This is a genomic window from Streptomyces glaucescens (genome assembly GCF_002154375.1).
GTDB classification, from domain to species: domain Bacteria; phylum Actinomycetota; class Actinomycetes; order Streptomycetales; family Streptomycetaceae; genus Streptomyces; species Streptomyces glaucescens.
In genome coordinates this window covers 1-7,674 of sequence record NZ_MUND01000120.1, presented here as the reverse complement: position 1 = coordinate 7,674, position 7,674 = coordinate 1, and the positions used below count along the sequence as shown (strand labels likewise).

Here is a 7,674-nt window from a genome sequence, read left to right as displayed (position 1 = left end):
GCGCGCGGAACGCCTGTGTGGGGAGCGGCCGTTCACCGCGCGCGGCCACAAGAGGTTACCGTTCAGTAGGCAACCGTTCCCGGAGGTGTCCCCGCATGACGTTCGCCCCTGCCGCAGGTCTGGTGGAGACCGCTCACGCACTGGCCGCCGGGGAGGTCACGTCCCGGACGCTCGTCGCCGAGGCGCTGGCCCGCATCGAGGCGAGCCGGCAGTCCCTCAACGCCTTCCGGATCGTCCGGGCCGAGGCGGCGCTCGCCGAGGCCGAGGCGGCGGACCGGGACCTGGCCGCGGGGGTGCGCCTGCCGTTGCTCGGAGTGCCCGTCGCCGTCAAGGACGACATGGACGTGGCGGGCGAGCCCACCGCGTTCGGCTGCCAGGGGCCCTTCCCGCCGGCCGCCGAGGACAGCGAGGCGGTACGGCGGCTGCGGGCGGCCGGCGCGGTGATCGTCGGCAAGACCAACACGTGCGAGCTGGGGCAGTGGCCGTTCACCGAGGGACCCGCGTTCGGCGCGACCCGCAACCCGTGGCACACGGAGCACACGCCGGGCGGCTCCTCCGGCGGCAGCGCGGCGGCGGTCGCCGCGGGGCTGGTCCCGGCCGCGCTCGGCTCGGACGGGGCCGGGTCGGTGCGCATCCCCGCCGCCTGGACCCATCTGGTCGGCATCAAGCCGCAGCGCGGGCGGATCTCGACCTGGCCGCGTGGCGAGTCCTTCCAGGGCATCACGGTCAACGGGCCGCTCGCCCGCACGGTCGCGGACGCGGCCCTGCTGCTGGACGCGGCGAGCGGCAACCACGCGCGTGACCCGCACCGGCCGCCGGCGCTGCGGATCTCCGAGGCGGCCGGCCGCGACCCCGGCCGGCTGCGCATCGCACTCTCCCTCAGGCCGCCGTTCACCGCGCTGCCCGTCCGGCTCGACCCGGAGATCCGTGCCCGGGTCACCGAACTGGCGGAGAGGCTGAGCGCGTTGGGCCATGCGGTCGAGGAGGCGGACCCGCCGTACGGGCAGATCGGGCTGACCTTCGTCCCCCGGGCCACCGCGGGCATCGCCGAGTGGGCGCGCGAGGCGCCCGATCCGGCCCTGCTCGACCCGCGCACCCGGAGTGCAGCCCGGCTGGGGCGGATGCTCGGCGGGCCTCCGCTGAAGGCGGCGCGGCGGGCGGAGGCGGTGCTGCACCGCCGTATCGGCCGGTTCTTCACGTCGTACGACGTGGTCCTGGCACCGACGACGGCCACTCCCCCGCCGCGGATCGGCGCCCTGCTCGGGCTGGGGCCGCTCGCCACGGACCGGGCGATCATCGCCGCGTGCCCGTACGCCTGGCCGTGGAACGTGCTGGGCTGGCCCGGTGTCGGCGTGCCCGCCGGTTTCGTCCGCGGCGGGCTGCCCGTCGGGGCGCAGCTGCTGGGCCCCGCGCACAGCGAGCCCTTGCTGGTGTCGCTCGCCGCCCAGCTGGAGGCGGAGCTGCGCTGGCACGAACGGCGGCCGCCACAGCGGTCGGTGACGCGGTCCCCGGTGGTGTGACGGACGCGGTGCTCGCCGTCCGGGCGACCCGCCGGGGCCAGGCGTCGCGGGGCGCACGGGAATTCCCGGACAGGCCGTAACGTGGCCCCGTGACAGCGCTGACCGATGACACCACCCCGGGCCGTCGCGGCCCGTTCGCGACCACCGAGGCCGATCCGCGCGCCGTCGGCAGGGTGCGCACCGAGTACTCGCCCGCGTGCGACGGCGATCCCGATCCCGGGGAGATCGTGTGGACGTGGGTGCCGTTCGAGGAGAACGACGGGCGGGGCAAGGACCGTCCGGTGCTGGTGGTGGCCCGGGAGGCGGCGGGGACGTTCCTCGCGGTGCAGCTGTCGAGCAAGCGGCACGACGGCCGGCGGGACTGGGTGCCGATCGGGCACGGGCCGTGGGACCGGTCGGGGCGGGACTCGTGGGTGGACGTGGACCGGGTGCTGCGGCTGCACGATCGGGGCATGCGGCGGGAGGCCTGCGCGCTGGACCGGATGCGGTTCGGCCTGGTGCGGCACCGGCTGCGGGAGCGCTACGGCTGGAGCTGACGGTGGCGCGGCGAAGGCCGTCGCGCCGCGCCCCAGTCTCTTGACCGTGTCTCGTCAGGGCGCTAGCTTTCCCATGACTGTAAGGAAACTTTCCTAACAGCCTGTGCGGCATCGATCGCCCCCACGGTGAACCCCCCACGGAGGATGTCATGCGCAGAATCGTCCCTACCCTCCTCGCCTGCGCCCTGGTCAGCGCCCTCGGCCTCTCCCTCACCCCGCCCCCCGCGGGCGCCTCCGCGACCGGTGCCGCCGCCAACACCCCCGCCGCGGTCAACGGCCGCCTCAAGGTGTGCGGCGTCAAGCTCTGCAACCAGCACGGCGAGCCCGTCCAGCTGCGCGGGATGAGCAGCCACGGCCTCCAGTGGTACAGCCAGTGCCTCACCGACGGCTCCCTGGACGCGCTCGCCCACGACTGGAACGCCGACGTCCTGCGGATCTCCCTCTACGTCCAGGAAGGCGGCTACGAGACCGACCCGCGCGGGTTCACCGACCGGGTGCACCGGCTCATCGAGATGGCCACCGCCCGCGGCATGTACGCCCTCGTCGACTGGCACCAGCTCACCCCCGGCGACCCGAACCACAACCTGGAGCGCGCCGAGACGTTCTTCACCGAGATCGCCCGGCGCCACCGCGGCAGGACCAACCTGCTGTACGACATCGCCAATGAGCCCAACGGCGTCGGCTGGTCGCGGATCAAGTCGTACGCCGAGCGGCTCATCCCCGCGATCCGCGCCCACGATCCCGACACCCCGATCCTGGTCGGCACCCATGGCTGGAGCTCGCTCGGCGTCTCGGACGGCCGCGACGAGAGGGACGTCCTCGACAACCCGGTCAGGGCGGACAACATCATGTACACGTTCCACTTCTACGCCGCCTCGCACGGCCAGGAGTACCTGAGCGCGCTCGACCGGGCCTCCGACCGGATCCCCGTCTTCGTCACCGAGTTCGGCACCCAGGAGGCCAGCGGGGACGGACCGGACGACTTCGGCCGCGCCCAGCAGTACCTCGACCTCATGGCCCGCAAGAAGATCAGCTGGGTCAACTGGAACTACTCCGACGACCACCGCTCCGGCGCCGTCTTCGAGCCCGGCACCTGCGGCAGCGGCGGCCCCTGGGCGGGCACGGCCTCCCTGAAGCCGGCCGGCATTGGGATCCGCGACCGGATCAGGACTCCGGACGACTTCCCGACGGACTGAGCGGCGCGTCCCGCCGGGACTCCGGGAACGTCCGGGCGAACACCTCACGGACGACCGCGCCCGCGGTGCGGTCGAGGACCGCGAACACCACGTGCTCGAAGCGGTCCGCGAACCGGCCGCCAGGGCCCAGGAGGCCGTGGAAGGCGCCCGCCACCCGGGCCGGGTCGTTCTGGAAGACGCCGCACCCCCAGGCGCCCAGCACCAGGCGCCGGTAACCGTGGGCGGCGGCCGTCTCCAGGACCCGCTCGGCGCGGGTGGCGAGAGCGCCGGGCAGTTCGGCGGCGCGGTGCGGGACGGTGCGGCGGACGACTCCGGCGTTCGGGGCCGCCGCGGCCAGGAAGCCGACGGTGAACGGCTCGTCGAGCAGCCGGCCGCGGTCGTCGCGGAAGACGGGGACGGCGGGCGCGTGGACGACACGGTCCGTGTAGAACGGGTCGCGGTGGGTGCGGTGGTGGTCGTAGAACTCCGGGGCCCGCAGCAGGCAGGTGTACAGGGAGGAGGCGCGGCACAGCGCCTCCTCCTGGGCCTGGGCGCCGTTGAGGTAACCGCCGCCGGGGTTGCGGGCCGAGGCGAAGTCCAGGACCGCGGTCCCGGGGCCGAGACGCCGGGCGGCCTGGAGGCTGCTCTCGCCGGTGACCTCGATCAGGGTGTCCGCGCCCGACGCGGGCGGCGCCGGCACCGAGTCCGGGCCGTGGATCCGGGTGCCCGCCCGGGCCGCCTCGACCACGTCCGCCAGGTACACCTCCCGGCCGTCCGGCGCCCGGTAGGCCCCCGCCGCCACGATCTGCTCCGTCTCGCGGGCGATGCCACGCAGGCGCGCGCTCACGGCGCCACCCCCGTAGCCGCCGTGGCCGCGCGCCGCGCGGTCTCCCCCGTCGTGCTCATGAACGCATCGTGAGCGATCCTGGTCCTGCGGTGCAACGGAGTTTCCCGGCCCCGGAAACGGTGGGCAGCCCTCCGGGGAACACCGGTCTCCGTCCCCGAAATTGCCCCGACCTCCATCCCGAACATCCCGATTTGCCCCCTTGTACGAGCGGGCGCGAGCGTCTTGGGTGGGACGGGTGTGCCGGCCCGGGCGCCCAGGGCCCCGGACCGGCGGCAGGAGGAACCTCAGAAGGGACCCCGATATGTCCGATGCGGCAAGCGACTGTACGCAGGCCCGCGCCGCCGTCACCGAGGCGGAGGTGGAAGGGCTGATCCGCGGCATCTGTTTCAAGACCGGGCCGCCACGCACCGTCGGTGTCGAGCTGGAGTGGCTGGTCCACGAGCTGCGGCAGCCCCAGCTCCCCCTCACGTCCGAACGGCTCGAAGCCGCCTTCGCCGCCGCGCGCGCCACACCCCTGGCGTCCGCGCTCACCGTGGAACCCGGCGGCCAGCTGGAGCTGAGCTCGCCGCCCGCCGCCTCCCTGATGGAGTGCGTGCGCACCGTCTCCGCCGACCTGGACGCCGTCCGCGCGGCCCTGCGCGAGCGGGGCCTCGGCCTCGCCGGCATCGGCCACGACCCGTGGCACACGCCCCGCCGGTTCCTGCGTCAGCCGCGCTACGACGCGATGGAGGCCTCCCTGGACCGCACCGGGCCGGCCGGCCGCGCCATGATGTGCGCTTCGGCCTCCGTACAGGTCTGCCTGGACGCCGGATACGAGGAGCCCGGTCCGCTCGGGCATGTGCGGCGCTGGTGGCTGGCCCACCAGCTGGGCGCGGTGCTGGTGGCCGCGTTCGCCAACTCCCCGATGGCCGGGCACCGGCCCACCGGCTGGGCGTCCACCCGCCAGCTGCGATGGGCGGAGATCGGTGCCGGACGGGCGGGCGCGCCGGTGCTGGACACCGATCCGCGCGGCGCCTGGGCCCGTCGGGTGCTGGACGCGCCGGTGATGTGCGTCCGGCGCGAGGACGGCCCCTGGGACGTGCCCGACGGGCTGACCTTCCGCGAGTGGACCCGGTCGGGTGCCCCCCGGCCGCCGACCCCGGACGATCTCGACTACCACCTGACCACGCTGTTCCCACCGGTCAGGCCGCGGGGCCATCTGGAGCTGCGGATGATCGACGCGCAGCCCGGCGACGACGGCTGGATCGTGCCGGTGGCCGTGACGACGGCGCTCTTCGACGACCCGGAGGCCGCCGAGACCGCGTATCGCACGGTGAAGCCGCTGGTCGAGCGCTCCCTCGGGAGACCCGCGCCGCACAATCCGCTGTGGTTCGACGCGGCCCGCCACGGGCTGGCCGACCCGGAGCTGCGCGAGGCGGCCGCGATGTGCTTCACGGCGGCGCTGGAGGCGCTGCCCCGGCTCGGCGCCACGTCCGAGGTGACGGACGCCGTCGCGGCGTACCTCGATCGCTATGTGGTGCGGGGCCGCTGTCCCGCCGACGACCTGCTGGACCGGCTGCTCGGGACGGACCGCTCCGGGTCCGGGCCGCGCCCGGCCGACGAGCTGCCCCTGCCGCACGGGAAGGACCTGCGCTGATGACCGACACCACCCCGGAGACGGCCTCGGACATCGATCCGGAGGCGTTCCGCGAGCGGGCCCTGGCCTCGCTGACCACCGCCCGCGACCGCACGACGCTGCTGACCACCTGTGTCGACGAGCCCGATCTGACCGCCCAGCACTCGCCGTTGATGTCCCCGCTGGTCTGGGACCTGGCGCACATCGGCAACCAGGAGGAGCTGTGGCTGCTGCGGGCGGTCGCCGGGCAGGAGGCGATCCGGCCGGAGATCGACACGCTGTACGACGCCTTCGAGCATCCCCGCGCGGAACGGCCGTCGCTGCCGCTGCTGCCGCCCGCCGAGGCCCGCGCCTACGCCGCGCAGGTGCGCCGCCGGGTGCTGGACGTGCTGGAGGGCGCCGCCTTCCAGGGCACCCGGCTGACGGAGGCGGGGTTCGCCTTCGGAATGGTCGCGCAGCACGAACAGCAGCACGACGAGACGATGCTGATCACCCATCAGCTGCGCAAGGGCCCGCAGGCGCTCACCGCCCCGGACCCCATGCCGGTGGCCCTGTTCACCGGACCGTCCGAAGTCCTCGTCCCCGGCGGCCCGTTCACCATGGGCACCTCCACCGAGCCATGGGCGCTGGACAACGAACGGCCCGCGCACCAGCGGGAGATACCGCCCTTCTTCATCGACACCACTCCCGTCACCAACGGCGCCTACCTGGCGTTCATCGAGGACGGCGGCTACGACGACCCGCGCTGGTGGACGGCCGAGGGCTGGGCGCACATCCGCCGCCACTCCATCACCGCCCCGCTGTTCTGGCGCCGGGACGGCGGGCAGTGGCTGCGCCGCCGGTTCGGGGTGACGGAGGCGGTGCCGCCGGACGAGCCGGTGCTGCACGTGTGCTGGTACGAGGCGGACGCGTACGCCCGCTGGGCCGGCCGGCGGCTGCCCACGGAGGCCGAGTGGGAGAAGGCGGCCCGGTACGACCCCGCGACCGGCGGCTCGATGCGCTATCCGTGGGGCGACGCCGACCCGGGCCCCGAGCACGCCAACCTGGGCCAGCGGCATCTGCGCCCGGCGCCCGCCGGGAGCTATCCGGCCGGCGAGTCGCCGCTGGGCGTACGGCAGTTGATCGGTGACGTGTGGGAGTGGACGGCGAGCGACTTCCTGCCGTACCCGGGGTTCCGGGCGTTCCCGTACAAGGAGTACTCGGAGGTGTTCTTCGGCTCCGACCACAAGGTGCTGCGCGGCGGCTCGTTCGCCGTGGATCCGGTGGCCTGCCGGGGCACCTTCCGCAACTGGGACTATCCGATCCGGCGGCAGATCTTCTCCGGCTTCCGCACGGCCCGCTCGCAGGACGTCTGATGTGCCGTCACCTCGCCTACGTGGGGCCCGCCGAGCCGCTCGGCGCGCTGCTGGTGGCGCCGCCGCACGCGCTGTACCGGCAGTCGTGGGCGCCGCGGCACCAGCGGTACGGGACGGTCAACGCCGACGGCTTCGGCGTGGGCTGGTACGCCGACGGCGACCCGGCACCGGCCCGCTACCGGCGCGCCGGGCCCATCTGGGCCGATCTGTCGTTCGCCGACCTGGCCCGGGTCGTGCGCACCCGGGCCCTGCTCGCCGCCGTCCGCGACGCCACCCTGGCGGGCGCGGACGCCGAGGCCGCGGCGGCGCCGTACGCCGCGGACCGGTGGCTGTTCAGCCACAACGGGGCGGTGAAGGGCTGGCCCGGCTCCCTCGCCGCGCTCTCCCGTGGTCTGCCGCCCGAGGAGCTGCTGTCCCTGGAGGCCCGCAACGACTCGGCGCTGGTCTGGGCGCTGGTCCTGGCCCGGCTGCGGGCCGGGGACGACCCGGGCCGGGCGCTCGCCGACACGGTTCCGGAGGTCGCCGCGGCGGCTCCCGGCTCCCGGCTCAACCTGCTGCTCACCGACGGCACGTCCGTCACCGCCACCACCTGGGGCGACACCCTGTGGTACCTGGCCCGGCCGGGC

7 protein-coding genes are annotated in these 7,674 nt (G+C 74.7%); 6 read left to right on the top strand and 1 reads right to left on the bottom strand.

Going from position 1 to position 7,674, the window contains the following annotated elements; all coding sequences use genetic code 11:
- Positions 1 to 95: 95 nt before the first annotated feature.
- The 3 genes from CCN42_RS08755 (at position 96) to CCN42_RS08745 (ending at position 3,252) form a co-directional block, all read left to right on the top strand.
- A complete protein-coding gene (locus CCN42_RS08755; protein WP_086734326.1) occupies positions 96 to 1,520 on the top strand; it encodes an amidase in 1,425 nt (474 codons plus the stop codon).
- An 89-nt stretch (positions 1,521 to 1,609) separates the two neighbouring features.
- Positions 1,610 to 2,056 carry a type II toxin-antitoxin system PemK/MazF family toxin gene (locus CCN42_RS08750; RefSeq protein ID WP_086734324.1) on the top strand — a complete coding sequence of 149 codons (447 nt, stop codon included), beginning with the start codon at positions 1,610 to 1,612 and terminating at the stop codon, positions 2,054 to 2,056.
- A gap of 149 nt (positions 2,057 to 2,205) precedes the next feature.
- Positions 2,206 to 3,252, top strand: coding sequence for a glycoside hydrolase family 5 protein (locus tag CCN42_RS08745; protein WP_086734322.1), 1,047 nt, complete (start codon positions 2,206 to 2,208; stop codon positions 3,250 to 3,252).
- Here CCN42_RS08745 and CCN42_RS08740 read toward each other — a convergent pair.
- Positions 3,221 to 4,078: a TIGR02452 family protein gene (locus CCN42_RS08740; RefSeq protein WP_086734320.1), complete on the bottom strand. Its 858-nt coding sequence runs from the start codon at positions 4,076 to 4,078 to the stop codon at positions 3,221 to 3,223. The two genes, CCN42_RS08745 and CCN42_RS08740, sit on opposite strands and share 32 nt — an antisense overlap.
- 301 nt (positions 4,079 to 4,379) lie before the next feature.
- Between CCN42_RS08740 and egtA the strand changes: the two genes are divergently transcribed.
- The 3 genes from egtA to egtC form a co-directional block, all read left to right on the top strand.
- Positions 4,380 to 5,714 carry an ergothioneine biosynthesis glutamate--cysteine ligase EgtA gene (gene egtA, locus CCN42_RS08730; RefSeq protein ID WP_086734316.1) on the top strand — a complete coding sequence of 445 codons (1,335 nt, stop codon included), beginning with the start codon at positions 4,380 to 4,382 and terminating at the stop codon, positions 5,712 to 5,714.
- Positions 5,714 to 7,048 carry an ergothioneine biosynthesis protein EgtB gene (gene egtB / locus CCN42_RS08725; protein WP_086734314.1) on the top strand — a complete coding sequence of 445 codons (1,335 nt, stop codon included), beginning with the start codon at positions 5,714 to 5,716 and terminating at the stop codon, positions 7,046 to 7,048. Before egtA ends, egtB begins: the two co-directional genes overlap by 1 nt.
- Positions 7,048 to 7,674 (top strand): ergothioneine biosynthesis protein EgtC (egtC, locus tag CCN42_RS08720; protein WP_086734313.1); only part of this gene is annotated, 627 nt, incomplete at its 3' end. The genes egtB and egtC, both read left to right, overlap by 1 nt.

Coding starts and splice junctions, on each gene's coding strand:
- egtB (WP_086734314.1), top strand. CDS start 5,714: ATGACCGACACCACCCCGGAGACGGCCTCGGACATCGATCCGGAGGCG.
- egtA (WP_086734316.1), top strand. CDS start 4,380: ATGTCCGATGCGGCAAGCGACTGTACGCAGGCCCGCGCCGCCGTCACC.
- CCN42_RS08755 (WP_086734326.1), top strand. CDS start 96: ATGACGTTCGCCCCTGCCGCAGGTCTGGTGGAGACCGCTCACGCACTG.
- CCN42_RS08745 (WP_086734322.1), top strand. CDS start 2,206: ATGCGCAGAATCGTCCCTACCCTCCTCGCCTGCGCCCTGGTCAGCGCC.